This is a genomic window from Micromonospora sp. AP08, from assembly GCF_008085935.1.
GTDB lineage: Bacteria > Actinomycetota > Actinomycetes > Mycobacteriales > Micromonosporaceae > Micromonospora > Micromonospora chersina.
The window spans coordinates 15,959-40,882 of sequence record NZ_VSEZ01000011.1 but is presented as its reverse complement, the minus strand read 5'-3'; the positions used below and the strand labels follow the sequence as shown (position 1 = coordinate 40,882).

The following is a 24,924-nucleotide window of genomic DNA, read 5'->3' as shown; positions in this document are numbered from 1 at the left end:
GGCGGCCGGTGGACGCGTGGTGCGGATCAGGCGGGCTGGAGGCGGGGCTCCACCCAGCCGGTCTCGGTGAGGTGCTCCATCACCCGCTGCACCGCCTCCTCGACGGTCATGTCCGTGGTGTCCACCACCAGGTCGGCGTCGGTCGGCTCCTCGTACGGGTCGTCGATCCCGGTCATCCCGGTGATCAGGCCGGCCCGGGCGCGCGCGTACAGGCCCTTGCGGTCGCGCTGCTCGCAAACCTCCAACGGGGTCGCCACGTGCACCAGCAGGAAGCCCGCCCCGGCCGCCTTCGCCATCTCCCGGGCGGTGGCCCGGGCGGCCGCGTACGGGGCGATCGGGCAGCAGATGCCCACGCCCCGGTGCCGGGCGATCTCGGCGGCCACCCAGCCGATCCGGCGCACGTTCAGGTCCCGGTCGGCCTTGCTGAAGCCCAGCCCGGCCGAGAGCTCGCGACGCACCACGTCGCCGTCGAGCAGGGTGATCGTCCGGTCGCCACCCTCGCGCAGCACGTCGGCCAGGCCCCGGGCGATGGTCGACTTGCCGGAGCCGGACAGGCCGGTCAGGAAGATCACCAGGCCGCGGTGCCGGCGCGGCGGGCGGGCCCGGGCCAGCTCCTTGGCCACCGCCGGCGGCGTGTGCCACTCGGGCAGCGGGAAGCCCCGGTCCAGCAGGTCGTCGATCTCCTCCTGGCTGAGCGCCAGCCGCCGGTTGCGCGGCGGGATGTCCTCCCGCCAGCGCCACTGCCCGTCGCGGTTGTCGTAGGCCAGCTCACGAGGCACGAGCACCCGCAGGCCCGCCCCGGAGAGCATGCCCTCGGTGGAGAGCAGGTGGGTCACCCCGTACGCGGCGGCGACCCGCGCCCGCAGCAGCGCGTCACTGATCTCGTCGCGTCGCTTCGCCAGCGGCACCGCCACCAGCGTGGCCGGGGGCATCCGGTCGCGCGCGGCGAACACGCTGCGCACCAGCGCCTCGGCCGGCAGCCCGCCGATCGCCTCCTCGCCCGCCGGGATCAGCACCAGCAGGTGCGCGCCGAGCGTCCGGGCGGCGTGCGCGATCTGCGCGAGCTGCGGCCGGTGCAGCGGACGGTCGGCGAAGACGCCCAGCACCCGCCCCGGGGGCAGCAGCCCCCGGACCTCGTCCGGGCTGCGCCGCAGCCGCTGGAACGGCCCGTGGCCGCCGTCGCCCAGCCGGCGGACCGCCCCGCCCACCCCGACCGTGCCCTCGCGGACCGGCCACACGTCGGTCACGTCCATGGCGGCCACCGGGGCGCCCTCGCCGTCGGTGAGCACCAGCGCCCGGCGCAGCGGGTCGTCCAGCACCAGCCCGCCGGCGAGCGCGGCCGGCACCTGGAGCGTCACCGGCACCGGCCACGGCGTGCCGTCGGCGAGCCGCCCGCGCCGGCCCAGCGAGGCCAGGTCGGCCCGGGTCATGAAGCCCGTCAGCGGGGCGTACGCCCCGGTCAGCAGCAACTCCAGATCGGCCAGCTCAGCGGGCCTTGGCGCGTACGCCGGCGCGTCCCGCAACACGTCCTCGGGCAGCACCCACCCGTTGCTCATCGAACCCCCAACTCACCGGCCGGCACACAGTTTCTCAGCCCACCGGCGATCGGTCGAGAGCGCCACTCCACCTCGCGGTCACCGGCCGGCAAACCGACCGTCGCGGGGCGGTCTCAGCCGGCGGCGGTGAGCGCGGCCGCGCCGAACGAGACGGCGAACCGCTCGCACCAGATCGAGACGCTGGTCAGCCCGCTGAAGTCGGTCCCGGCCGGGATGTCGTACGCCTGGTCGCCGCGGTTGCCCTTGAGCGGTCCGAGCGCCACGTGCCGGCCGTCGTCGAAGACGTGCCACCCGGACGGCCCGGTCCGAACGGGCTGGTCGGTCAGCCAGACCTGAAGATCCGGACCGTTCGAGGTGTCCAGCCCGACCAGTTCCAGCCGGTGCCGACCGTCGGCGGTGCGGACGATCCGGGCGGCCCCGCGGGTCTCGTGCTCGTGGCTGACGAAGTCGCCGCGGCTGACCAGCACCGGCCCGGTGGACGCGGGTGCGGCGGCCGGCGTGGTGGCGGCGGGCGGGGGCGCCGGCTCGGCGGAGACCGCCGTCAGCTCCTCGTGCACCTCGGTGTCGGTGACCAGCTTCCACGGCTGGAACCAGTACAGGCCGGTGGCCGCGCCGGCGGCCAGGACGGCGACCGCGACCCAGGTCAGCGGCGCGCGCAGCAGGCGGATCGACATGCGTCGAGTCTCCCGGCGCGGCGGCCCGCGGTCACCCGTCCGGCCGCTTACGGAAGCCTTACCGACCCGTCCGGGCGGAATCAGGGGCAACCCCGAGCGTTTCCCGGTACCCGGGGCGGCCCACGCTTCCTACGCTGGCTTCGTGACACTGCTCGCGACCGAGTCGCTGACCAAGACGTACGGAGGCCGGGTCACCGCGTTGGCCGACCTCACGGTGTCGGTCGAGCCGGGGATCATCGGACTGGTGGGCGCGAACGGCGCCGGCAAGTCCACCCTCATCAAGATCCTCCTGGGCCTGCTCGCCCCGACCAGCGGTCGGGTCTCCGTGCTCGGCCTCGACCCCACCACCGATCCCGCGGCCGTCCGGGCCCGGGTCGGCTACATGCCCGAGCACGACGCCCTCCCGCCCGACCTCTCCGCCGCCGAACTGGTCACGCACCTCGGCCGGATCAGCGGGCTGCCCCGCACGGTCGCCCGGGAGCGGGCCTCCGAGGCGCTGCGCCACGTCGGCCTGCACGAGGAGCGGCACCGGGCCGTCGGTGGCTACTCCACCGGCATGAAGCAGCGGGTGAAGCTCGCCCAGGCCCTGGTGCACGACCCGGACCTGCTGCTGCTCGACGAGCCGACCAACGGCCTCGACCCGGCCGGCCGGGACGCCATGCTCGCCCTGATCCACCGGATCGGCACCGAGTTCGGCATCTCGGTGGTGGTCTGCTCGCACCTGCTCGGCGAGGTGGAGCGGATCTGCGACACCCTGGTCGCGATCGACGGCGGCCGGCTGCTGCGCGCCGACCGCATCTCCGCCATGACCACCGCCACCGACGTGCTGGCCGTCGAGGTGAGCGAGGGCACGGACGACCTGGCCGCCCGGCTCGCCGCGCTCGACCTGCCGGTGTCCCGGGAGGGGCGGCTGCTGCTCGTCCCGCTCGCCGACGACGCCACCTACGACCTGATCATCGGCGCGGTCGCCGAGCTGGACCTGCCGCTGCACCGGCTCGACCAGCGGCGGCACCGGGTGGCCGAACTCTTCGCCACGAGGGAGCCCAGCCATGTCTGAGCCGACCGGCGTCATCCACGACATCGGCTACCAGCGCTACACCGGCCCGCGGCTCGGCCGCCGGCACGTGTTCGGCGCGCTCTACCTGCACGGCCTGCGCACCGCCTTCGGGCTGGGCCGCTCCGCCAAGGCGAAGATCTTCCCCTGGCTGGTGATGGGCATCGTGCTGATCGTCGCCGCCGGGCTGACCGCGGTACGCACCCAGACCGGCCAGGTCGTCATGACGTACGCCCAGTTCGCCGACGCGATGAGCTGGCTGGTCATCTTCTTCGTCGCGGTGGTCGGGCCGGAGCTGGTCTCCCGCGACCTGCACAGCGGCGTGCTGCCGCTCTACTTCTCCCGCCCGCTGCCGCGCGGCGACTACGCCCTGGCCAAGCTCGGGTCGCTGGCCACCGCGCTCTGGCTGCTGCTCGGCGCGCCGCAGCTGGTGATGTTCCTGGGCGCCGCGTTCACCACCAAGGACGGGCTCGGCGGGGTCTGGGACGAGCTGCTCGACCTGCTGCCCGGCCTGCTCTACGCGGCGCTCTGGGCGGTGGTCTTCGCCTCGGTGGGGCTGCTCATCGCCTCGCTCACCGGCAAGCGGGCGTTCGCGGCCGGCGGCATCGTGGCCGTGTTCCTGATGACCGCCCCGATCGTCGGCATCCTGTCGATCATGCCGTCCCGCACGGTCAACGAGTTGTCGATGCTCGGCTCGCCCACCGCCCTGATCCACGCCGTCGGCGAGTACACCCTCGGCGACCTGCTCGTACCCGGTGGGGAGAAGGATTATCAGATCGGCGGCTTCGGGCCGGTCTACGTGGCCGCCGCCGTGCTGCTGGTGGCCGGCTGCGTCACCCTGCTGCTGCTGCGATACCGGAAGGTGGCCGCCCGATGACCACGATCAGCGCGGAGCCGGCGGCCCCGGCCACCCCCGCCTCCACCCTCGACCTGGCCGGCGTCTCCCGCTGGTACGGCAACGTGGTGGCGGTCAACGACGTCACCATGCGGCTCGGGCCCGGCGTGACCGGCCTGCTCGGCCCGAACGGCGCGGGCAAGACCACCCTGCTGCACATGATGGCCGGCTTCCTCTCCCCGTCCCGGGGCGAGGTCACCCTCGACGGCGCGCCGACCTGGCGCAACCCCGAGGTCTACCGGCGGCTCGGCCTGGTCAGCGAGCGGGAGGCCGTGCACACCTTCCTCAGCGCGTACGAGTTCGTGCTGGCCAGCGCCAAGCTGCACCGGCTGCCCGACCCGGAGGCGGCGGCCCGGCGTGCCATCGCGCTGGTGGAGATGGAGTCCGCGCAGGACCGGAAGATCGGCACCTACTCGAAGGGCATGCGGCAGCGCACCCGGGTGGCCGCCGCCCTGGTGCACGACCCGCGGGTGCTGCTGCTCGACGAGCCGTTCAACGGCATGGACCCGCGGCAGCGGCTGCACATGATGGGCCTGCTGCACCGCCTCGGCGACGCCGGCCGGACCATCCTGTTCAGCTCGCACATCCTGGAGGAGGTCGAGCAGGTCTCCGGCACCGTGCAGGTGATGGTCGCCGGCCGGCTCGCCGCCTCCGGCGACTACCGCACCATCCGCCGGCTCATGACCAACCGGCCGCACGTCTTCCGGGTCCGCTCCACGGACGACCGGGCCCTCGCGGTCGCGCTGATGGCCGAGGAATCGGTGACGGGTGTGGAACTGGGCCGGGACGGGCTGACCGTGCGGGCCGGCGACTACGGCGCCTTCACCCGGGCGCTGCCGAAGATCGCGCTGGCCCGGAGCCTCCGGGTCCGGTCGCTGACGCCCGAGGACGAATCGCTGGAGAGCGTCTTCTCCTACCTGGTGGGGAGCTGACCGGTGAGTGCGAGGAGTGAACGAGCGCAGCGAGTGAGCCCCGCAGTCACGAACGAAAGAGGCTGAGATGTCGACCGTTTCCTGGATCACCGCGCGCGGCCTGTTCGGCCGGCGCCGGTTCCTGCTGCTCCTCCCGCTGCCCGGGCTGCTGCTGGCGCTGGCGATCCTCTCCCGCTCACTCGGCGTCGACCCGGGCGAGTGGGGGCCCGCCGTGCTGGTCGGGCTCGGCCTGGCCGTGGTGCTGCCGGTCGTCGCGCTGATCGTCGGCACCGGCGTGCTCGGCGCGGAGATCGACGACGGCACGGTGGTGCACATCCTCACCAAGCCGCTGCCGCGCTGGCAGATCGTCCTGCCGAAGCTGGCCGTGGCCGCCGGCGTTACGGCGGTCACCGTCGCCGTGCCGCTCTACGTCGCGGGCGTGCTCGCCCATTCGGTACGCCTCGGCCTGGCGCTCGCCGCCGCCGCGTCGATCGGGGCGCTGGCGTACTGCGCGTTCTTCGTCGCGCTCAGCCTGCTCACCCGGCGGCCGGTGCTGCTCGGCCTCGTCTACGTGCTGATCTGGGAGGGGCTGCTCGGCAACTTCGTGAGCGGCACGAAGGTGCTCTCCATCCAGCAGTACGTGATCGCCCTCGCCGACCGGATCGCGCCGACCGAGCTGCTCGCCACGGACGTGTCGGTGCCGGTCGCCGCGGTGATGAGCGCGCTGATCGCGGTGGGCTTCACGGTCCTCGCGATCGACCGCCTCCGCTCGTTCAGCGTGGCCGGCGAGACCAGCTGACCCGCGGCAGAGGGGCCCCGCCCGACGCGACCGGCCGAGGCCGGCCGGGCGGGGCCACCGGGCGGCAACTCAGAAGGCGCAGGCCACGACGAGTTCGGTGGTGCGGTCGGGCAGCAGGTCGAGCTTGGCGATCCGGCCCGCTGCCCGCACGTCGTCGGCCACCAGCGTGAGCCGGTCGAGCAGGGCGGCCGGCCCGAGCGCCTCGGCCAGCGGCACGTCCGCCTTCATCGACAGCTTCCGCTCCGACTTGGCCCGGCGCACCTGGCCGAGCGCGTCGGCGGCCAGCCGCAGCAGCTCCGGGTCGCCCGGCCCCTGCACCGCCCGCCCCACCTCGTACGTGGTCGGCCAGGTCGCCCGGTGCACCGACCCGTAGCGCCACCACGACCAGACCTCCTCGGTGACGAAGGGCAGCACCGGGGCGAAGAGCCGCAACTGCACCGAGAGCGCGGTGGCCAGCGCCGCCCGGGCCGAGTCGGCCCCCGGCCCGGTGCCGTAGGCGCGCTCCTTCACCAACTCGATGTAGTCGTCGCAGAACCGCCAGAAGAACGCCTCCGTGGCGATCAGCGCGGCCGTGTGGTCGTACCCGTCGAAGGCGGTGGTCGCGGTGGTGACCACGCCGGACAGTTCGGCGAGCATGGCGGTGTCCAGCGGCTCCGTTGCCGGGGCCCGCAGCGCCTCGGCGGCGCCCAGCCCCAGGGCGAACTTCGACGCGTTGAGCAGCTTCGTGGCGAGCCGGCGGCCCACCTTGATCTGCGCCGGGTCGAAGGCCAGGTCCATGCCGGGCTTGCCGCTGGCGGCCCAGTAGCGGACCGCGTCCGAACCGTGCTGCTCCAGCAGGCCCATCGGGGTGACCACGTTCCCCTTGGACTTGGACATCTTCTTCCGGTCGGGGTCGAGGATCCAGCCGGAGAGCACGGTGTCCCGCCAGGGGAGCACACCGTGCTCCAGGTGCGCCCGGACCACCGAGGCGAACAGCCAGGTGCGGATGATCTCCTGCCCCTGGGGGCGCAGGTCCATCGGGAAGACCCGCCGGAACAGGTCCTCGTCGGTCTCCCAACCGCCGACGATCTGCGGGGTCAGCGACGAGGTGGCCCAGGTGTCCAGCACGTCCGGGTCACCCACGAAGCCGCCCGGCACCCCGCGCTGCGCCTCCTCGTAGCCCGGCGGCGGCTCGCTCGACGGGTCGATCGGGAGCACCGATTCGTCCGGTGTGAGAGGCTGGGACCAGTCCGGCTCGCCAGCGTCGTCGAGCCGGTACCACACCGGCACCGGCACGCCGAAGAAGCGCTGCCGGCTGACCAGCCAGTCACCGGTCAGGCCGCCCACCCAGTGCTCGTAGCGGTGCCGCATGTGCTCCGGCACCCAGCGCAGCTCGCGCCCCCGGGCCAGCAACTCCTCGCGCAGGCCGGGATCCCGACCGCCGTTGCGCAGGTACCACTGCCGGGTGGACACGATCTCCAGCGGCCGGTCGCCGCGCTCGTAGAACTTCACCGGGTGGGTGATCGGGCGCGGCTCGCCCACCAGGTCACCCGCGTCGCCGAGCAGCTCGACCACCGTCCGCCGGGCGCCGTTCACGGTCTGCCCGGCCAGGGCGGCGTAGGGCTCGGCGGGCACGCCGGCCGGCGGCTCCGGCAGCAGCCGGCCGTCCCGGCCGATCACCACCCGGGTGTCCAGCCGCAGCTCCCGCCACCAGGTCACGTCGGTCAGGTCGCCGAAGGTGCAGACCATCGCGATGCCGGTGCCCTTGGCCGGATCCGCCAGCGGATGCGCCCGCACCGGCACCTCGACCCCGAAGACCGGGCTGCGCACCGACGCGCCCACCAGGTCCGTGTAGCGGTCGTCGTCCGGGTGGCACACCAGCGCCACGCACGCCGGCAGCAGCTCCGGCCGGGTGGTGTCGATCAGCACCTCGCGCCCGCCCGGCCCGTGGAAGCGCAGCCGGTGGTAGGCGCCCGGCCGCTCCCGGTCCTCCAGCTCGGCCTGGGCCACCGCCGTGGCGAACCCGACGTCCCAGAGCGTCGGCGCCTCGGCCTGGTACGCCTCGCCCCGCGCCAGGTTGCGCAGGAACGCCCGCTGGCTGGTCGCCCGGGCCGCCCGCCCGATCGTGGTGTAGGTCAGCGACCAGTCCACCGACAGCCCGAGCCGCCGCCACAGCGCCTCGAAGACCTTCTCGTCCTCCGCGGTGAGCACCTCGCACAGCTCGATGAAGTTGCGCCGGGAGATCGTCGCCGGGTCCTTCCGGGCCGCCTCGCTCACCGGCGCGGCCGGCGGCCGCCAGCCCGGGTCGTAGGGCAGGGCCGGGTCGGGGCGCACCCCGTAGACGTTCTGCACCCGCCGCTCGGTGGGCAGGCCGTTGTCGTCCCACCCCATCGGGTAGAAGACCGTCCGGCCGCGCATCCGCTGGAACCGGGCCACCGTGTCGGTGTGCGTGTAGGAGAAGACGTGCCCCATGTGCAGCTCGCCCGATACGGTCGGCGGCGGGGTGTCGATCGCGTAGACGTCCTGCCGCTCCTTGGTGCGGTCGAACGCGTACGTCCCGTCCTCCTGCCAGCGGCGCGCCCAGGTCTCCTCGATGCCGTCCAGGGTCGGACGCTCGGGGACGCCGGCGCGGGCCGTCCTCGCCGTGTCGGTCATCAGCCGATCGTAGGCAGCCGATCCGTGCCGCTCCACGCCTTTCGGCCTCGTGGCGGTATCCGGCGCCGCGCCGCCGCCATCGTGGCCGGTCAGATCAGGGAGTCGCGCCACTGGCGGTGCAGGGCGGCGTACCGGCCGCCGGCGGCCGCCAGCTCGGCCGGGGGCCCGTCCTCCACGATCCGGCCGCCGTCGAGGACCAGCACCCGGTCGGCGATCTCCACGGTGGAGAGGCGGTGCGCGATCACCAGCGCGGTGCGGTCCCGCAGGACGCTGTGCAGCGCCCGCTGCACCAGGCGCTCGGTCGGCACGTCCAGCGACGAGGTGGCCTCGTCGAGGATGAGCACCCGCGGGTCGGCCAGGAACGCCCGGGCGAACGCGACGAGCTGCCGCTGCCCGGCGGAGAGCCGGCCGCCGCGCCGGTGCACGTCGGTGGCGTACCCGTCGGGGAGCGCGGCGATGAAGTCGTGCGCGCCGATGGCCCGGGCGGCGGCCGCCACGGCGGCGTCGTCGGCGTCCGGCCGGCCGAACCGGATGTTCTCCGCGACCGAGCCGCTGAACAGGTGGTTCTCCTGGGTGACCAGCACCACCGCCCGGCGCAGCTCGGCGTCGGCCAGGTGCCGCAGGTCCACCCCGTCCAGGCTGACCGTGCCGGACGCCGGGTCGTGGAACCGGGCCAGCAGCTTGGCGATGGTGGATTTGCCGGCGCCGGTCGGCCCGATCAGCGCGACGGTCTGCCCGGCCGGCACGGTCAGCTCCAGCCCGGACAGGATCGGCGCCTCCGGCCGGTAGCCGAAGTGGACCCGGCGGAACACCACGGCGCCCCGCCCCGGCCCGGCGGGCAGCGGCACGGACCGCGCGGGCTCGGCCACCGCCGGCCGCTCGTCGAGCACCCCGGCCAGCTTCTCCAGCGCGGCGGTGGCCGACTGCAACGCGTTGTAGAACTGGCTCAGCTCCTCCATGGGCTCGAAGAACCGGCGCAGGTAGAGCAGGAACGCGGCGAGCACACCGACCTCGGTGCGCCCACCCAGCACCCGCCAGCCGCCGTAGCCGAGCACCGCCGCGGCGGTCAGGTTGCCGATCAGCCGGATGCCCGGCGAGTAGACCGCGATGAGCCGGAACGCGCGCAGGCTGGCCTGCCGGTAGTCGTCGTTCACCGCCGCGAAGATGCGCTGGTTGCGGGGCTCCCGCCGGTACGCCTGCACCGCCCGGATCCCGCGCAGCGACTCGACGAAGTGCACGATGACCAGCGCCACGGCCTCCCGGGTCCGCCGGTACGCCCCGGCGGAGGCGCGGGCGAACCAGCGGGACAGCGCGAACAGGAACGGGAAGGCGAGCAGGGTGACGGCGGCCAGCGGCAGGTCGAGCCAGAGCAGGATGCCCGCCACCGACAGCACCGACAGGGCGGCCATCACCAGCTTGTCGATCCCGCCGTCGACCAGCTCGGCTATCGAGTCCAGGTCGCTGGTCAGCCGGGACACCATCCGGCCCGAGGTGTAGCGCTCGTGGAAGCCGACGTCGAGGTGGAGGAAGTGGCCGTACACCCGTTTGCGGAGGTCGAGCAGGACGGCCTGGCCGATCCGGGCGGCGAGGGCGAGGAAGGCGCGCCGGGTGGCGTACTCGGTGCCGGTCGCGACGACGAACGCGGCGGCGACCGCGACCAGCGGGCCCGGGTCGCCCGCCCGCAGCGGTCCGATGCCCCGGTCGATGCCGAGCATCACCAGGTACGGGCCGGCCATCGCGGCGGCGTTCTGGGCCAGCAGCAGCGACACCGCCAGGCCGAGCCGCGCGCGGTGCGGGCGGAGCAGCTCCCGGAGCAGGGCCCGGCTGCGGGCCCGGAGCCGCGCCACCGCCTCGGGCGACGAGTCCTCGGCCCGGCTGCGGTCGGCGTCGGGGTCGACGGCCCGCCCGCGCCACCGGGCCAGGTCAGGGTCGCCGCGCTGCCGGGGCACCCGGGGGGCGGCCCCGCTCACGAGCGCACCAGGCCGACGCCGTCCGCCCGCCGCTCCGGCTCGGCGGAGAGCACCGCCCGGTAGGCCGGCACCCCGGCCAGCAGCTCGGAGTGGGTGCCGACGGCGACGATCCGGCCGCCGTCGAGCAGCGCCACCCGGTCGGCGAGCGCCACCGTGGATGGCCGGTGCGCCACGAGCAGCGCGGTGGTGCCCCGCAGCACCCGGCGCAGGGCCGCCTCGACCAGCGCCTCCGTGTGCACGTCGAGCGCGGAGAGCGGGTCGTCGAGCACGAGCAGCGCGGGCCGGCCGAGCACCGCCCGGGCCAGCGCGAGGCGCTGCCGCTGCCCGCCGGACAGGGAGAGCCCCTGCTCGCCGACCCGGGTGGCCAGGCCCCACGGCAGGTCGTACGCGAACTCGGCCTGGGCCAGCGCGAGCGCGGCCCGGACCTCCTCCTCGCCGGCGTCCGGCCGGCCCAGCGTCAGGTTCTCCCAGACCGACATGGAGAACAGGGTCGGTTCCTCGAAGGCCACCCCGACCAGCCGGCGCAGCGAGCCGAGCCGCAGGTCGCGCAGGTCGTGCCCGTCCAGGGTGATCCGGCCGCCGGTCACCTCGTGCAGCCGGGGGACCAGGGACAGCAGGGTGCTCTTGCCGCAGCCGGTCGCCCCCACCAGGGCCAGCGTCTCGCCCGGCTCGACGGTCAGCTCCACCTCGCGCAGCACCGGCGTCGGGCTGCCGGGGTAGCGGAAGCTCACCCGCTCGAAGCGGAGCCGGCCGCGCACGTCGACCCGGCCCAGGGCGCGGGCGTGCGGGGCGTCCACGATGGTGGGCGGGGTGTCCAGCACCTCCTGGATCCGGTCGGCGGCCGTCGCCGCCTCCTGGCCGTTCGCGATGATCCAGCCGAGCGACTGCACCGGCCAGATCAGCATGAGCTGGAGGCTGACGAAGGCGACCAGCTCGCCGATGGTGAGCCCGCCCTCGGCCACGGCGGCGGCGCCGGCCACCAGCACCACCCCGAGGGTCAGGTTGGGCACCAGGTCGAACAGCGCGGAGGTGCGGGCCAGCAGCCGGGCCTTGCCGATCCCGGTGTCGTGCAGCCGGCGGGCGCCGGTGGCGAAGCGGGCGGCCAGTTCCGGCCCCCGCCCGTAGGCCCGCGTGGTGCGCAGCCCCTGCGCGGTCTCCTCGACCAGCGTGGCCACGTCGCCCTGCTGGTCCTGCATCCGGCGGGACGCCGCGTGGTAGTGCCGGGCGAACCGCCGGCTGATCAGGAACAGCGGGACCGCGCTGGCGGCCACCAGCAGGCCGAGCCAGGGGTGCAGCCGGATCAGCAGCACCACCACGGCGGCGTAGGTGATGAGGTTGAGCACCAGGAAGAGCAGGCCGAAGGAGAGGAACCGGCGGATCACCGAGAGGTCACTGGTGATCCGGGAGAGCAGTTGGCCGGACTGCCACCGGTCGTGGAAGCCGGCCGGCAGGCGTTGCAGGTGGGCGTAGATGTCGGCCCGGATGGCCGCCTCCATGCCGACCGAGGAGGAGGACTGGGTCCACCGCCGGATGAAGATCAGCACCGCCTCGGCCAGGCCGAGCAGCAGGGCGAGGGCGCCGAGCCGGAGCAGCCCGGCCACGTCGTGCCGGGCCACCGGCCCGTCCACCACCCGCTGCACCACGAGGGGCACGGCCAGGCTCGCCGCCGTGGCGGCCAGCGCGGCCAGCAGCAGCCAGGCGAACTCCGCCGCGTGCGGGCGGAGGTAGGCGCGCAGTCGCCAGAGGTTGCGCAGCGGGTGGGGACGGGCGTCGTGACACGCCGCGGGGTTGCCGTCGCTCTGCGCAGGCACTACCCGACGGTAGCGGCACCGGGCGACAGTTTGGCTGTCAGCTAGCCGTCACCCGTCCCTCATGCCCGAGAAGCCACTTCTTCACGTCCAGCCCCCAGCGGTAGCCGCCGAGCGTGCCGTCGGTGCGCAGCACCCGGTGGCAGGGCACGAAGAGCGCCGCGGCGTTGCGGGCGCAGGCCGCCGCGGCGGCGCGGACCGCGGCCGGCCGACCCGCCAGCGCGGCGAAACCGGTGTACGTCACCGGGTCGCCCGGCTTGACGTCGCGCAGTACCTGCCAGGCGTGCCCCATGAATGCGCCGCCGGTGCGCTGCTCGACCGGGACAGTGTCGATCGCGGCCAGGTCCCCGGCCAGGTAGGCGCGCACGGCGGCGGTCACCGGCCCGAGGTCGGCCCGCTCGCGCAGCGCGCCGCGCAGTCCGGGGTGGACCAGGGGCACGAGGGACGCCGGGTCGGCGGTGAAGCCGGCGGCGCGTACCGCCCCGTCGGGTCCGGCCAGCACGCTGAGCGGGCCGGCGGGGGTGTCGATGGCGGTGCTGTCCAGTGTGGTCATGCCGCTCTCCAGAGTCGGATCACCGCGTACGACCGCCAGGGGCGCCAGCGGTCCGCGTACGCGTTCAGGGTCTTCGGGTCGTCGGGCAGGCCGAGCGCGGCGGCGCCCCGGCGTACGCCCAGGTCGGTGGGGAGAAGGACGTCGGGGTCGCCGAGCGCGCGCATGGCCACGTAGCCCGCGGTCCACGGCCCGACACCGGGCAGCGCGGTCAGCCGCCGCACGGCCTCCTCCCGGTCCCCGCCCGGAGCCAGGTCCAGCGAGCCGTCGGCCACGGCCCGGGCCACCGCCCGGATCGTCTCCCGCCGCGCCCCCGGCATCCGAAACGCCGTGTCACCCACGGAGAGCACCTCCTCCGCGGTCGGGAACGCCCGCAACCCCCACGGTCGATCATGAGGTTGGCCGCCGTTCTGGAGATCGACTTCGCCGTCAACCTCATGATCGACGGGTGGGGTGGTGGTGGCCGCCAGGAGGTGGGTCAGGGTTGTTCTCGCTGAGCGGAGGGAGATCTGCTGGGTCGTTATCGCGCGGACGGCCATTTCGAAGCCGTCCACGGCGTGCGGGAGGCGGACGCCGGGTTCGGCCTCCACGGCGGGGGCCAGGGTGGGGTCCGCCGCCAAGTTGGCGTCGACCGCGACCGGGTCGGCGTCCAGGTCGAGCAGGCGGCGGCAGCGGGCCACCGCCGGGGCCAGGTCGCGCATGTCGGCCAGGCGCAGGGTCGCGGCCACGTGCCCGTCGGCCGGGGTCAGCGACACCGTGCCGGGCCCGTGCGGCAGGCGCAACCCCCGGTGGTACGCCCCGTCGCGCACCTCCTCGACGCCGGGCAGCGCGCGCAGCGCCAGGAAGTCCAGCAGCGCTCCCGCGTGCAACGGCGGCCGGTACGCCAGCCGCAGCGTGATGGTGCCCGCCCCGCCGACCGCCCGCCGCCCGCCCCGGCTGACCCGCAGCTCGGACGGGGTGGCCCCGTACACCTCGCGGACGGTGTCGTTGAACTGCCGGACGCTGCCGAACCCGGCGGCGAACGCCACCTCGGCCAGGCCGAGCCCGGTCGTCTCGATGAGGATGCGCGCGGTCTGGGCGCGCTGCGCGCGGGCCAGCGCCAGCGGCCCCGCGCCCAGTTCGGCCCGGAGCATCCGGTGCAGGTGCCGCTCGGTGTAGCCGAGCCGAGCCGCCAGCCCCGGCACGCCGTCCCGGTCCACCACGCCGTCGGCGATCAGCCGCATCGCCCGCCCGACCACGTCGGCCCGGACGTCCCACTGCGGCGATCCCGGGGCGGCGTCGGGGCGGCAGCGGCGGCAGGCCCGCAGCCCGGCGCCCTGCGCGGCGGCGGCCGACGGGAAGAACCGGACGTTCTGCCGCTTCGGCGTCGTCGCCGGGCAGGACGGCCGGCAGTAGATCCCGGTCGACGTCACGCCGGTGTAGAACCAGCCGTCGAACCGCTGGTCGCGGCTGTCGACGGCCCGGTAGCACCGCTCGAAGTCGAGTTCCATGACACCGATCCTGCCTCGCAGGTCGGGCCCTCGGCTGGCGGGATTCGGACGCGGCCGTGCGCGGCCGCCTCCGGCACTGGCGGATGCGCCGGCCGCGACCGCTTTCGGCGCTCGCGGACGCGTCACGGCGGCCGCCTTCAGCGCTCGTCGCGGCCTGTCGGTGGAACGCCATGGAGGTCACCGGGGTCGGGACACCTCCATGGCGTTCCACTCACCGTGGCGGCGTCCGGTGGTGGAGCAGGGGGACCAGGCCGGGCGCCGCCAGCGAACCGGCCCGGATCAGCCGCGCGGGGTCGGGGTGGGGGTGGGCCAGGGTTCGGGCTCGCCCGGGCCGCTGGGGGAGGGGACCGCGGTCGGGTCGCCCGGGCCGCTCGGGCTGGGCACGGGGCCGCCGGGCCGGCCCGGCCGGCCCGGCGGCGTGGCGCTGGGGGAGGGCGCCGTCGGGTCGCCGGGCGTGCTGGGCAGGGCCGTCGCCGTGCCGCTCGGCGACGGGACGACCGTGGGTTCGGCGGGGGACGGTGGCGCGGTGGTGCCCGCGGGGGTCGCCGGCGCGGCCGGGCGGGGCGCCTCTCCGCCGCCGGCCGCCAGCGCGATCGGCGCGCCGATCAGCACGGCGGCCACCACGCACGCCGCGCCGAGCGTCATCGTGGTGCGCCGGCGGTTCCGGAACCGGCGTTCCGCCGGGGTCAACTGGTCCTGCACTCCGGGTGCCTCCTCGGCCAGGTCGGAGAGAGTGGCGCGGATCAGGCTCGGGTCCGGCTGGACCGCCTCGTCGGCCCCGGTGAGCGCCGTCTCCCGACGTCGCCCCAGCCGCCGCCACCAGCTCACCTGTTCCCGGTACATGACCGTGCGCAGGTAGCCCTCCGGGTCGGCGTGCCGCAGCGCCCGCCATCTCGGGATGGTCCTGGCCAGCGCCGACTGGAACAGGTCCTCGGCCGCGTGCCGGTCGCCGGTGAGCAGGTAGGCCACCCGCATCAGCGCCGGCGTGCGGCTGGTCACGAACTCGGCCAGCCGGGCCCGGTCGTCCTCGTCCAGCCACCCTCCCGCTCGTCGTCGTCACAGATACAGACGCCCCAGGTCACGCCAGCTATCCCTGACGTGGCAACGGATTCCGCCGGAGAAAGTGTCGGTAGTGGCCGGTACGGTCCCGCCACCAACTCAAGAAAAGGTGCGGGGCATGGCGAGCGTGGCCGGGCGGGGTGTCCGCTGATGCGGTCGGGGCGGACACGGCTGGACGGTGCGGTGGTGCAGGGCTTCTACGACCGGATGCGGGTGGTGGCGCCGGCCGCCTACGGGGCGATCGAACGGGACCGGGCCGACGACCCGGGGCGCGCCTTCGCCGACACCGCCTGCGGCCGGCTGGCCGGCTCGCTCGACGCGGCCGGGCTGCGGGCGCTCGGCATGTGGGCGCACCACTGGTGCATGCGCTTCTACGACGACGACACCCGGGTCGGCCTGCGGCTGGTCCGGGAGCTCGCCGGTCGCGCCGGGCTGGGCTGGACGGTCGACGAGGTGCGCTGGCTGCTCGACCAGTCCTACGCGGCCGCGCCGTCCGCCGCGCACCGGTTCACCCTGCCGCTCGCCGCGGCGGCGGAACTGCCGCCCGGCGCGCTGCCCGAGGGCGTGGCCGTCGACGCCCGGGGCGACGCCTGGCGCCGGCTGCGCGCCGGCTGACCCACCAGTCGGCTGCGCGCCGGCTGACCCACCCGCTGACCGCGCGCGGCCCGGTCCGGGAGCTGGCCGAGCACCATGGCGGCGACCGCCACCGCGAAGCCGGCGAGCTGGGTCGGGCTGAGCGCCTGCCCCAGCACCAGCCAGCCGAGGGTCGCGGCGGTCAGCGGGCTGAGCGCGCCGAGCACCGACACCCGGGTCACCGGCAGCCGGGCCGCGCCCCGGAACCACAGCGCGTACGCCAGCGCGGTGCCGACCAGCCCGAGCCAGGCGTACCCGAGCAGGGCCGGCCCGTCCGGCGCGGGCGGCGCGCCCTCGACGGCGGCGGCGACCGGCACGATCAGCAGGCCACCGGCGACGAGCTGCCAGCTGGTCGCGGCCAGGGTGCCCACCCCGGGCGGCCGGCCCCAGCGGCGGGTGAGCACCAGCCCGGCGGCCATCGCCGCGGTGCCGGCCAGGCCGGCGGCGACGCCGAGCGGGTCGAGGCCGGCGCCGGGCCGCAGCACCACGAGGGCGACCCCGGCCGGGGCGGCGAGGGCGGCGAGCAGTGCCGGCCGGCCGGGCCGCTCGCGGAGCAGGACGACGGTGAGCGCGGCGACCAGCAGCGGCTGGGCGGCCCCGAGCACGGCCGCCGTGCCGCCGGGCAGCCGGTACGCGGCGACGAAGAGCAGCGGGAAGAACGCCCCGATGTTGAGCGCGCCGAGCACGGCGGCCCGCCCCCACCAGACGCCGTGGGGCCGGCGGCGGGTCAGCGCGAGCAGCAGCAGGCCGGCCGGCAGGGCGCGGATCGCGCCGGACCAGAGCGGCCGGTCGGCGGGCAGCAGCTCGGCGGTGACCAGGTAGGTGGTGCCCCAGGTGGCCGGGGCGACGGCGGTGAGCGCGGCGTCGGTCCAACGGCGGGTCATGACGACCTTCTTTCCTCGCTGCTAAGTAGCTTACGACTAAACTAATCACTCCCGAGCGAAAGGGGAAGTGCGAGGTGCGGCACAATCGACAGCCGTGGCAACGGACGACGTGGATCTGATCGTCGAGCAGTGGCGGCGGGAGCGGGCCGGCATGCGGCCCGAGCCGATGGCCGTCTTCGGCCGCATCTACCGGCTGGCCCGGCTGGTCGGCGACCGCCAGGAGAAGGTGTACGCCGGCTGGGGCATCGGCCGGGGCGAGTTCGACGTGCTCGCCGCGCTGCGCCGGTCCGGCCCGCCGTACACCCTCGCGCCGAAGGCGCTCACGGCCTCGCTGATGCTCACCTCCGGCGGGATGACCGGCCGTCTCGACCGGCTGGAGCGGGCTGGCCTGGTCCGGCGCGCGCCCGACCCGGCCGACCGGCGGGCGCTCCGGGTCAGCCTCACCGACGCCGGGCGCCGGGTGGTCGAGGAGTCGGCCGAGGCCGGGCTGGAGGTGCAGCGGCGGATCCTCGACGCGCTGCCCCCGGCCGACCGCGACCGGCTGGCCGACCTGCTGCGCGACCTGCTCGCCGCGGCCGAGGCGGAACCACCGGATCGGGCAGGATGATCTCCATCGTCACCGACCGGAAGGACGGCCATGCCCGCCACTGAACCGACCATCGTCGCCACCAGCATGGGCTTCTTCAGCCGGCACCGCGGCCCCTGGGACGCCCGGCCCAGCCAGCTCTTCGACCTGATGGCCGAGCTGGCGCAGGCCGGCGACGCGCCCCGGGTCTGCTACCTCAACCAGGCGGTCGGCGACCAGCCCACCTCGTTCACCGTCTTCTACGGCGCCTTCGCCGGCACCCGGTTCCGCCCGTCCCACCTGGCGCTCTACCCGATGCCCAACGTCGAGGACATCCGCGCCCACCTGCTCGCCCAGGACATCATCTGGGTCGGCGGCGGCAGCGTGGCCAACCTCTGCGCGGTGTGGCGGGTGCACGGCCTGCCGGACATCCTGCGCGAGTGCTGGGAGGCCGGCGTGGTGCTCGGCGGGGTCTCCGCCGGATCCATCTGCTGGCACGTCGGCGGCGCCACCGACAGCTACGGCCCGACCCTGCGGCCGTTCACCGACGGGCTGGGCTGGCTCCCGTACGGCAACGGGGTGCACTACGACAGCGAGGACCAGCGCCGGCCCCTCATGCACCGGCTGGTCGGCGACGGCACGCTGCCGACCAGCCACTGCACCGACGACGGCGTCGGGCTGATCTACCGGGGCACCCGGCTCGCCGAGGCGGTCGCCGACCGGGAGGGCGTGGCCGCGTACGAGCTGACCCGCGCCGAGGACGGCACCGTGACGGAGACCCGGATCGAGCCGCGCCTGCTGCCCGCCTGACCGCGGCGCGCGCCGGCCCGCGGTGACCGCCGTCCCTTTTCCGGCCCGGGCGGACCTGCCTGCCCGGTGCCGGCGGCGAACCGCGTAAGCTGGCTCGTCGTGAGTCTCACCATCGGCATCGTCGGCCTGCCCAACGTGGGCAAGAGCACCCTGTTCAACGCGCTGACCAAGAACGACGTGCTCGCCGCGAACTACCCGTTCGCCACCATCGAGCCGAACGTCGGCGTGGTCGGGCTCCCCGACGAGCGGCTGAACAAGCTCGCCGAGATCTTCTCCTCGCAGAAGGTGCTGCCGGCGCCGGTCTCGTTCGTCGACATCGCCGGCTTGGTCCGGGGTGCCTCCAAGGGGCAGGGCCGGGGCAACGCGTTCCTGGCCAACATCCGCGACGCCTCGGCGATCTGCCAGGTGGTACGGGCCTTCTCGGACCCGAACGTGGTGCACGTCGACGGCAAGGTCTCCCCGGCCGACGACATCGAGACGATCAACACCGAGCTGATCCTGGCCGACATCCAGACCCTGGAGAAGGCGCTGCCCCGGCTGGAGAAGGAGGCCAAGCTCCGCAAGGACCGGGCCGCCGCGGTCGAGGCCGCCAAGAAGGCCGTCGAGGTCCTCGACGGCGGCACCACCCTGTACGCGGGCGCCGCCGCCGCCAAGATCGAGCTGGAGCACCTGCGCGAGCTGCACCTGCTCACCACGAAGCCGTTCCTCTACGTGTTCAACGTCGACGAGGCGGAACTGGGCAACGCCGAGTTCCTCGACGAGCTGCGCGGCCTGGTCGCCCCCGCCGAGGCGGTCTTCATGGACGCCAAGATCGAGTCCGAGCTGGTGGACCTGCCCGAGGAGGAGGCCCGCGAGCTGCTGGAATCGATCGGGCAGTCCGAGCCGGGGCTGGACCAGCTCGTCCGGGTCGGCTTCCGCACGCTCGGGCTCCAGACGTACCTGACGGCCGGCCCCAAGGAGGCGCGCGCCTGGACCGTCCCGGTCGGCGCGACCGCGCCGGAGGCCGCCGGGGTCATCCACAGCGACTTCCAGCGCGGCTTCATCAAGGCCGAGGTGGTCTCCTACACCGACCTGGTCGAGGCCGGATCGATGGCGGCGGCGAAGGCCGCCGGCAAGGTCCGGATCGAGGGCAAGGAGTACGTCATGCAGGACGGCGACGTCGTGGAGTTCCGCTTCAACGTCTGAAACCGGCCCGTTGCCGCAGGTCAGTTGGGTGCGCCCTCGCTCCGGGGCAAACCAGGGGCACATCCCCACGCCTCGTCGACCGCCCGGCGGGTGCGCTCCTGCGAGTGCAGCGGAGAGCGGCGAAGCTCACCCGTGGCGGTTCGAGACGCGGCGAGACGCCGGCGGTTGGCGGGTGTGGGCAGCCGACCTGCCGCCGTGGTGCGGTGTGCACTCCGGGCAGATGTTTGTCGGTGAGCGGTAGGGCCAGCGAGGTGGCTCGCTGGCGCGTTGACCGCATAGGTTCAACGCCTGGCTCGCAGGGAGACTGCTTCCTAGCCGACCGTGGACCTGTTGCGGACTGGGTGCGACTTGCTCTGCTAGGCGGACGGGGACGGGGCCTCCGGTGGGCGGCCGGCGGCGCGTCGAGCGTCCGCGACGGCGACGCCGAGCAGTACGACGGCAGCGGCGATGGCGGCGAGCAGTGGCGGGCCGAAGAACAGCGGCGGCGCCAGCAGGACCAGAACGCCGATGCCGACGAGCCGGCGCACGGCGAGCCGGTCGAAGACGACCCGTTCCAGCCGACTGCGGCCGAACAAGAAGAGCGCCGGCCCGCCGAGGATGACCGCGAGCCAGGCCGGCACGGAGTGCCCCTGGGGATTCGCCAGCACGATTTCCGAGCCAGCCGCGGCCAAGGTGATGCCGAGCACCATGAGCAGATGGGCCACGCCGACGATCCCGCCGGCGGCTGCCCGGTTCGACGACATCGCGACCGCTTCGGCCAGCACCTGGCCGGCGCGGTAGAAGTAGATACGCCACATCAGCACGGACGTCAGGAACGTGACCACCAGGGCCGCCTTTGCCGCGAGCGTGGCGGGGTGGGTGGCGTAGGTGAGGCCGATGGACAGCACCGTCTCGCCGAGCGCGATCAGCAGCAGTTGCTGGTAGCGCTCGGGGAGGTATGTGCTGCTGGACATCGCCCACGCGCTGGTCGGTGGTCGGCCAATGCCGGGTACCGGCCATCTGAGCCGCGCCACGACCAGGTCCACGGTGATGGCGATCATCCACAGGGCCATGCGGGCGTTTCCGCGCGCCACCGCCCCGGCGAGCCAGATGACGCCGGAGATGCTGGTCCAGATGGCCACGCGGGTGTAAAGCTCCTGTACCTGCTGGTGCTCCCGTAACAACGGTCGGAGCACCATGGGGCGTCCGACGTGCAGCACCACGTACACGATGGCGAAGGTGGCGCCGCGTTGCTCGAACTCGTACAGGGACGTTGCCATGATCAGCAGGCCGAACGCGCTGACCAGGACGAGCAGCTGAATCCAGCGGTTGCGGTAGTCGAAGCGGCTGGTGAGGTACGCGGTGGTGGTCCACAGCCAGAGCAGCGGCAGGGCCAGAACGACCGTGTACAGCAGCGACAGCCAGCGCAGGCGCACGTTGTCGGAGAGCAGGTCCGGCACGATCCGGCTGACGACCCCGACCAGGGCGAAGACCAGCACCAGGTCGAAGAACAGCTCCAGGAAGCTGGCCTGCTGGGCGTCCTCCTCGCCGCGCAGGATGCCCGCGGTCTGCGCCGGCTCCGATGGTCGCCCCATCCGCCCATGGTCGCTGGAGTATTGTCTCCCGTGCGTCGGTTCGCCCGTTTCGCCCGCCCGGTGGTGACGTTCAAACGAGTTGGTCAAGCTCGGGCCGACGAGCAGGCGGGTTTAGCCGACGTGGACACAGCCCCCTACCTAGCGGGCCTGCCGGTGGTTGGACTCTTGCCGAATTGCTTCAGTGAGATCAGGCCAGGTGCCGGCCGGGTCTTCATCATCCGGTCGACCATCGAGCGGGCAGCGGATTCGTCCAGGAAGTCGTATGAGACTTCCCGCCCTTCGTCACCGCCGAGGCGGCCTCGCACTCGCCACAGCCGACCGTCGCAGAGCAGCCAGATGTCTCGCCGGGCCATGCGCCCCCCACGACCCGTTCCGCCAGCGCCCCCGTACCTCCACCAGCCGCAGTCCAGGTGAACGCAGGTACGAACCGGTCGGCTGCCGGCGTGTCGGGTCTCAGGACCTCCGTGACAGATCAGTCTCAGGACCTCCGTGACATGTCCGGCTAGATGATCATGTCCGGTTCGGTGATCTAAAGTGAGGCTGATGCAGGTAGCGGAGATCCGCAGGTATCCGATCAAGTCGCTGCTCGGTGAGCGGTTGACAACCGTGGAGGTCGAGCAGCGGGGACTGCTTGGTGACCGGTTGTGGGCGGTGCGGGACGCAGACGGGAAGCTGGGCAGCGGGAAGAACACCCGTCGCTTTCGCCGGATGCCGGGTCTGTTCACGCTCCGCGGGAACTTTGGTGACCCGGTGCCGGTCGTCGAGTTGCCCGACGGGCGCCGCTTCGGTGCCGATGAGCCGGCCGGACACGAAGCGGTCAGCGATGTGCTCGCTCGTCCCGTCACCATCGAGCGAGAGGCTGAGGTCAGGCACCATGACGAGGGGCCGATAAGCCTGATCAGCACGGCAGCGCTGCGACGACTCCATGATCTCCTCGGGGAGCCGGTTGACCCGGCGCGGTTCCGGGCGAACCTTCTCATCGACGTACCCGGTGGCGACTTCGTTGAAGACGGATGGCTCGGCCGAGCCATCCGAATCGGGCCGGAGGTCGTGTTGCGACCACGCCAACGGCAGACCCGATGCGTCATGATCGACCTTGCCCAGGAGAATCTCCCCGAGCACGGACAGCTCTTGAGGACTGTCGCGGAGCACAACGACATGACGCTCGGCGTGTGGGCAACAGTCGAGCGCCCTGGTCGTATCGCGTTGTGGGATGCCGTCGAGCTTCTGCCGGGGTGACACCAGCGCTTGGCCGACCGGTCACGCAGGTCCTGGTAATCGCTCCTGTCACCCAGGTCGTGAGACTGATCTGTCACGGAGGTCCTGAGACCCGACATCGGCTGCCGGCGTGTCTAGTCCCACCACATCCTTGACGAATCCGTCCCAGGACATGATTGACGTTCCACCTAGGTTTCGGCCCCGACTTTCGATCGGCGGGTTCCAGGGCGATGCTGACTGCACTCTGTGGGGGCGGTCGCCAATGACGGCGTCAGGAGGATGAGGCGGTCGGAGTCGCCACCGGGTCGTAGTCGGCGTCGGATCGGAAGTAGACGACGCCGCTCGCCGGGTCCAGCCAGTACGACACTGACACGAACGAGCCTTCCTCCCCGTCGCGCCAATCGAGGCCGGTCCCGCTGCGCCACCGTGGTGCGCTCGGCAGCCAGGACGACAGCCGGGAGTCTGGCGCGCGGTCGCCGGGGAGGTTCCCGGCCCCGGCTGTCGTCAATTCGGTCAGCCTGGCGACGTCGGCTGGCGCAACCCGAGCGGTGCCCTCCCGCAGCAGAATGAGGTCGCCGATGCTGAAGTCGCAGCGGCCGCTTTCTGTCCACTCCAACCAGTGGACCTCCAAGACCCCGCCCAGCGGCTGCAGCTCCAGCTCGATCGGCGCGGTTTCGGTGTGCACGGACGCGTCGACCGTCACCTCCGGCTCCGGGCAGTTGAACGGCCCGGAGCAGCCGACCTGGGACACCGACAGCGCGACCAGGGCGATGATGCCCACCACCCGGCGCCTCACGGCAGGACCCGGACGAACAGTGCGGGTAGCCAGGAGTCGATCATCCGACCCATGCTACGGGCGTCACCCGCTCACCGTGCTCCGTCTGCGGGCGGGCCCCAACGACCAAGCACACGATCATGTCAAGCATCTGGTGGGACGCCGGTGTGAAGCATGTCCCGTGACGGGACACATCGGCTGCCGGCGAAGTTGTTCAAAGTTCCTGTACGTCTTCAAGGCGGCCCTGGGCGGGCCGCACGCGCCGCCGCCTGGGCGCGCGCCGGCCGCTGCCGCTGTCGCTCTGCGGCCGTCACGCCTGACGCCCGGCGGCTGGCGCGGAGAAGCGGGAAGCCGGGAGGGCCGCCGCAGACGGGATAGCGGGGAGAGTGGTGGTGGTTCGTCGCCGGCCGCCGGCCGCGCCGCGCCAGCAGCGCGGCGCTGGGAAAGGGAGCGCCGAGTGTCCGCGTGGCAAGCCCCAAGCATGGGGGCAGCGGCCGCGGAGGGCACGCCGGTCGTCAAGGAGCCGGCTCCATAGCCGCTCAAGGTCAGGTCAACCTCTCACCTGGGAGGGGGAGGCGCGGCCGCCGGTGGCCAGCTCCGACCCCGGGAGCCGGGTCCATGCTGGCCTAGGTTGGGTCAACTGCGCCACTGTGGCAGTGTCCGCCGAGGGCGCGGTCCGTGACACGAGAGCCGACTCAGTCTGTTCCGGCAGCGCCCGTACATGCGTCAAGGCCGTCTTGACGTGGCGGCCCTGACAGCGGCCCTCTCCCACAAGGGCGGGTCGATGGCGACGGGATGGCGAGGCTGTCGGGGTGCTCGCGTCTGCCGGGCGAGGCCGTTTACTGCGACTCAGCCCACACGTCGACGGCTGCGGCGAACTGTGCGGCCGGAAGCCTCACGATGACGACGTCGCCCGATGATCGTCCGCTCTTGGAGACCTCAAGCCCAAGCAAGGCGAGATCACCAGCGCGAAGCCGAGAACGAACCTGCTCGCAGGTTTCGTCAGCCATCGGTCCCTCCTCGTCTCGCTCCCAAGCAGCGACAGCAGCCGAGGCGAGGCTCTTGGGGATCGTGCACTCCACGTACGGGACCACGGAAGCCAGACGAGCCCCGATCTCGCCCAGGACGTCGACGTCCCGCCGGTACCGGTCGTACTCCGGTGGCTCAGCCATACGGGCACAGTACCCAGGGTCCGAACTTCCGCTCGTCTTGGACCGCCTGGTCGGGTCGGCCCGATGCTACGTGCTGTTACTCGTCGCTCCGGCAAGGTCGTCCGTTGGCGTCAGGCGTTTGGACGCTGATGAAGTAGCCGATCGGAACGTCCTGCTCCCGCTGCATCCCGAGGACGTTGAATCGCACTTCCTGGGTTGCGAAAGAGAACCCCGCGCACGGGGGTCGCCAGTTCAGGAGGAGATCGTCGGAAAAACGCAGGGTCACCCACACGAATATCTGATCGTCCGCCGGGAGGTCGATCGGCTTGAAGGGAGTGGCCTTCCCCCGCTCGAAGCCCTTACGGTCGACATCCACGTTCATGTGAACGTGTTCAACGGCGAAGGCTGGACCGCCGCCGTTGATTACTTCCTCTAGACGAATGGTGAGCGGTCCCCGGTTGGCGATGCTGAACCCATATTCGATGCTGCGGCCAGGCTGCGCAAGGTACCGGTACTCGCTGTAGGGACCAGCATTGGTGCTGGACAACGCCTGCGGATTCGCCAAGACGTTTCCATGGTCCAGCTTGTACCGCAGCGTGGTCGTGAGGTATGCGGCCAACAGCACGAGCGCGACAAGCAAGGCGGCGAGAATGGTCTTGCCTCGACGTCTGGCGCGGCGGGCAGGGGTCAGCACCATCGCAGAATCGTAGAGCGACGACGGTGACAACC

21 protein-coding genes and 1 pseudogene are annotated in these 24,924 nt (G+C 73.3%); 9 read left to right on the top strand and 13 right to left on the bottom strand.

Annotation, left to right across the window (positions count from 1 at the left end; genetic code table 11):
* Positions 1 to 26: 26 nt before the first annotated feature.
* Both cysC and FXF50_RS19340 read right to left on the bottom strand, forming a co-directional pair.
* Entirely contained in the window at positions 27 to 1,556 is a 1,530-nt protein-coding gene (gene cysC, locus FXF50_RS19345; RefSeq protein WP_148429845.1) for an adenylyl-sulfate kinase, read from the bottom strand.
* A 113-nt stretch (positions 1,557 to 1,669) separates the two neighbouring features.
* Complete coding sequence (locus tag FXF50_RS19340; protein ID WP_148429842.1) at positions 1,670 to 2,230, bottom strand: DM13 domain-containing protein; 561 nt, start codon at positions 2,228 to 2,230, stop codon at positions 1,670 to 1,672.
* A 142-nt stretch (positions 2,231 to 2,372) separates the two neighbouring features.
* Between FXF50_RS19340 and FXF50_RS19335 the strand changes: the two genes are divergently transcribed.
* From FXF50_RS19335 to FXF50_RS19320, 4 genes are all read left to right on the top strand, one after another.
* Entirely contained in the window at positions 2,373 to 3,287 is a 915-nt protein-coding gene (locus FXF50_RS19335; RefSeq protein WP_148429839.1) for an ABC transporter ATP-binding protein, read from the top strand.
* Positions 3,280 to 4,161 (top strand): ABC transporter permease, encoded by an 882-nt coding sequence (locus tag FXF50_RS19330; RefSeq protein WP_148429837.1) that lies wholly within the window; start codon positions 3,280 to 3,282, stop codon positions 4,159 to 4,161. The genes FXF50_RS19335 and FXF50_RS19330 overlap by 8 nt, the downstream gene beginning before the upstream one ends.
* Positions 4,158 to 5,111, top strand: a complete 954-nt coding sequence (locus tag FXF50_RS19325) for an ABC transporter ATP-binding protein (protein ID WP_148429835.1) — start codon at positions 4,158 to 4,160, stop codon at positions 5,109 to 5,111. The genes FXF50_RS19330 and FXF50_RS19325 overlap by 4 nt, the downstream gene beginning before the upstream one ends.
* Positions 5,112 to 5,178: 67 nt before the next feature.
* Positions 5,179 to 5,889, top strand: a complete 711-nt coding sequence (locus FXF50_RS19320; protein WP_091318271.1) for an ABC transporter permease subunit — start codon at positions 5,179 to 5,181, stop codon at positions 5,887 to 5,889.
* 69 nt (positions 5,890 to 5,958) lie between these two features.
* Here the strand turns inward: FXF50_RS19320 and valS are convergent, their stop codons facing one another.
* The 6 genes from valS to FXF50_RS19290 all read right to left on the bottom strand — a co-directional run bounded on the left by valS (position 5,959) and on the right by FXF50_RS19290 (position 15,340).
* A complete protein-coding gene (gene valS, locus FXF50_RS19315; RefSeq protein ID WP_148429832.1) occupies positions 5,959 to 8,523 on the bottom strand; it encodes a valine--tRNA ligase in 2,565 nt (854 codons plus the stop codon).
* Between the two features lie 89 nt (positions 8,524 to 8,612).
* Positions 8,613 to 10,493: an ABC transporter ATP-binding protein gene (locus FXF50_RS19310; RefSeq protein WP_148429830.1), complete on the bottom strand. Its 1,881-nt coding sequence runs from the start codon at positions 10,491 to 10,493 to the stop codon at positions 8,613 to 8,615.
* Positions 10,490 to 12,304 (bottom strand): ABC transporter ATP-binding protein, encoded by a 1,815-nt coding sequence (locus FXF50_RS19305; RefSeq protein ID WP_148429827.1) that lies wholly within the window; start codon positions 12,302 to 12,304, stop codon positions 10,490 to 10,492. The genes FXF50_RS19310 and FXF50_RS19305 overlap by 4 nt, the downstream gene beginning before the upstream one ends.
* Before the next feature lie 37 nt (positions 12,305 to 12,341).
* Positions 12,342 to 12,854, bottom strand: a complete 513-nt coding sequence (locus FXF50_RS19300; protein WP_148429825.1) for a methylated-DNA--[protein]-cysteine S-methyltransferase — start codon at positions 12,852 to 12,854, stop codon at positions 12,342 to 12,344.
* Positions 12,851 to 14,341: a DNA-3-methyladenine glycosylase 2 family protein gene (locus FXF50_RS19295; protein ID WP_148429822.1), complete on the bottom strand. Its 1,491-nt coding sequence runs from the start codon at positions 14,339 to 14,341 to the stop codon at positions 12,851 to 12,853. Before FXF50_RS19295 ends, FXF50_RS19300 begins: the two co-directional genes overlap by 4 nt.
* A 279-nt stretch (positions 14,342 to 14,620) precedes the next feature.
* Positions 14,621 to 15,340: a sigma factor gene (locus FXF50_RS19290; protein WP_255510117.1), complete on the bottom strand. Its 720-nt coding sequence runs from the start codon at positions 15,338 to 15,340 to the stop codon at positions 14,621 to 14,623.
* A gap of 210 nt (positions 15,341 to 15,550) precedes the next feature.
* Between FXF50_RS19290 and FXF50_RS19280 the strand changes: the two genes are divergently transcribed.
* Positions 15,551 to 16,015 (top strand): hypothetical protein, encoded by a 465-nt coding sequence (locus FXF50_RS19280; protein ID WP_255510116.1) that lies wholly within the window; start codon positions 15,551 to 15,553, stop codon positions 16,013 to 16,015.
* 80 nt (positions 16,016 to 16,095) lie between these two features.
* On the opposite strand, the pseudogene FXF50_RS19275 reads toward FXF50_RS19280, so the two are convergent.
* A pseudogene (locus FXF50_RS19275) lies at positions 16,096 to 16,917 on the bottom strand (EamA family transporter); the annotation flags it as partial.
* Positions 16,918 to 17,011: 94 nt separating this feature from the next.
* Between FXF50_RS19275 and FXF50_RS19270 the strand changes: the two are divergent.
* The 3 genes from FXF50_RS19270 (at position 17,012) to ychF (ending at position 19,477) form a co-directional block, all read left to right on the top strand.
* Positions 17,012 to 17,524, top strand: a complete 513-nt coding sequence (locus tag FXF50_RS19270; protein ID WP_148429817.1) for a MarR family winged helix-turn-helix transcriptional regulator — start codon at positions 17,012 to 17,014, stop codon at positions 17,522 to 17,524.
* 30 nt (positions 17,525 to 17,554) lie between these two features.
* Positions 17,555 to 18,292, top strand: coding sequence for a peptidase E (locus FXF50_RS19265; RefSeq protein WP_148429815.1), 738 nt, complete (start codon positions 17,555 to 17,557; stop codon positions 18,290 to 18,292).
* A 99-nt stretch (positions 18,293 to 18,391) separates the two neighbouring features.
* Positions 18,392 to 19,477, top strand: coding sequence for a redox-regulated ATPase YchF (ychF, locus tag FXF50_RS19260; RefSeq protein WP_091322271.1), 1,086 nt, complete (start codon positions 18,392 to 18,394; stop codon positions 19,475 to 19,477).
* Positions 19,478 to 19,833: 356 nt separating this feature from the next.
* On the opposite strand, the gene FXF50_RS19255 is transcribed toward ychF, so the two are convergent.
* The gene (locus FXF50_RS19255; RefSeq protein WP_148429813.1) at positions 19,834 to 21,051 is read right to left on the bottom strand and encodes a low temperature requirement protein A; all 1,218 of its coding nucleotides are present in this window, start codon (positions 21,049 to 21,051) and stop codon (positions 19,834 to 19,836) included.
* Positions 21,052 to 21,594: 543 nt separating this feature from the next.
* Between FXF50_RS19255 and FXF50_RS19250 the strand changes: the two genes are divergently transcribed.
* Entirely contained in the window at positions 21,595 to 22,290 is a 696-nt protein-coding gene (locus FXF50_RS19250; protein ID WP_148429810.1) for an MOSC domain-containing protein, read from the top strand.
* A 250-nt stretch (positions 22,291 to 22,540) separates the two neighbouring features.
* Here the strand turns inward: FXF50_RS19250 and FXF50_RS19245 are convergent, their stop codons facing one another.
* From FXF50_RS19245 to FXF50_RS19235, 3 genes are all read right to left on the bottom strand, one after another.
* A complete protein-coding gene (locus FXF50_RS19245; RefSeq protein ID WP_148429808.1) occupies positions 22,541 to 23,050 on the bottom strand; it encodes a hypothetical protein in 510 nt (169 codons plus the stop codon).
* Between the two features lie 833 nt (positions 23,051 to 23,883).
* Positions 23,884 to 24,216, bottom strand: a complete 333-nt coding sequence (locus FXF50_RS19240; protein ID WP_148429806.1) for a hypothetical protein — start codon at positions 24,214 to 24,216, stop codon at positions 23,884 to 23,886.
* 76 nt (positions 24,217 to 24,292) lie between these two features.
* Positions 24,293 to 24,892 (bottom strand): hypothetical protein, encoded by a 600-nt coding sequence (locus FXF50_RS19235; protein WP_148429804.1) that lies wholly within the window; start codon positions 24,890 to 24,892, stop codon positions 24,293 to 24,295.
* Positions 24,893 to 24,924 lie beyond the last annotated feature (32 nt).